Source organism: Micromonospora sp. LZ34 (assembly GCF_052981855.1).
Window position 1 is genome coordinate 1 of sequence record NZ_JBRIQN010000155.1, and the last position, 1,239, is coordinate 1,239.

Below are 1,239 nucleotides of genomic sequence, written 5' to 3' on the forward strand. Positions count from 1 at the left end.
TCTGTCGGCTCCATCGCCACAGTTTCTGATCATCGCTCCTGACAGTCCACCGGGATTCGTGACCAGAAGAGCTGCGAGACAGCTTTTAACACGGCGATCAGCCGGGGCGGGGCTCCCGGCCGGATATTGCTTTCGCTTCGGCTTAAGGGCGAGAGTCGAGCAGTCAGTCGAGGTCCGCTGTGCTGATCAGTGAGAGGTGGCTGAAGCCGTCTGCTCTCAGGCTGTCGGTGCAAGGCCCGAGGCCGCCGAGCCACTGCTACTGATGCTCACCCTTGGGGGGCCAATAGCAGTGGGGGCCCGGCGTTGAGACTGGCGATAGGGCCATGCGAGTCTGCCGGGAGAACGACATCGTCGCCCGCAACACCAAACCTCGCTTCCCAACCACGACTGGCAAGGTGGAACGGTTCCACCAGAGCCTGCAGGGCAAATGCCTGGACGCCCCTGTCCGGGGAGGCACCTCCTGGTGCGGCCCCTGGCCGGGTCTGCTGCGGCATCGACGGCTGCGAGTTGAGCAGGCCGGGCCTCCGGCGGGCTCACTCGCCCGTCACCGGGCGATCCGTTTGGCTCTATGTCGAGGCGATCATACATCCGCATATCGGTCGACCACGATTTCGTGCTGGTCGAAGCCCGGTCGTCCACCTGTCGGCAGGGTCACATTCCGACCGTGTCCGTTCGTTAGCGCCATCGCGGCGCAGTGCTCGCGGCGCTCTTCGCAGGATGGTCCGGCGGCTAGGGGGCGACCGGCACCAGCGCGCCCGGAATACCGCACACCCCGAAGAACAGCAGCACCAGGACGCCCGCCACGATGACCATCTGCCCCGTCGTCCACGCTGGCTTTACCACCACGCCGCCGGGCGTCGGCGAGATCGTGGCGGCCGTCTTCCAGTCACGCTGGACGTACGCGCGGTTCGGTCCGCTGCGGGTGGTCATGCGAAATCCGGCTGCGGTGGCGGCGGCCAACGCTTCGTCCATCGGGACCTGCCACGCGCGGCCTTTCACGTTGCCTCCGCGGCTCCTTGGAGGGGGTGGAGCCGAGTCAATCGAGCGGCACTCCAGCCGTTCGGCGAGTGTAGACGCGCCGCGCGGAGCCCCCGCCACTTACAAGACGACGGGGGGCTGCGCGGCCTGCCGGGTCAGCACGATCGTTGGGGTCAGCTCACCCCGACGATCTTGCAGCTTCCGGACGTCGTCGGGGCATCCAAAATGGTCGACTCTTCGCCGCGCACCGTGTCTCCCGGC

General features: G+C 67.0%; 1 protein-coding gene. It reads right to left on the reverse strand.

The window, feature by feature from the left end; all coding sequences use genetic code 11:
- Nucleotides 1-729: 729 nt before the first annotated feature.
- Nucleotides 730-972 carry a hypothetical protein gene (locus ACVCAH_RS37900; protein ID WP_447141015.1) on the reverse strand — a complete coding sequence of 81 codons (243 nt, stop codon included), beginning with the start codon at nt 970-972 and terminating at the stop codon, nt 730-732.
- Between the last annotated feature and the right edge of the window lie 267 nt (nt 973-1,239).

Excerpts from the sequence above, each read along its gene's own strand:
- ACVCAH_RS37900 (WP_447141015.1), bottom strand. The coding sequence starts at position 972 with ATGGACGAAGCGTTGGCCGCCGCCACCGCAGCCGGATTTCGCATGACC.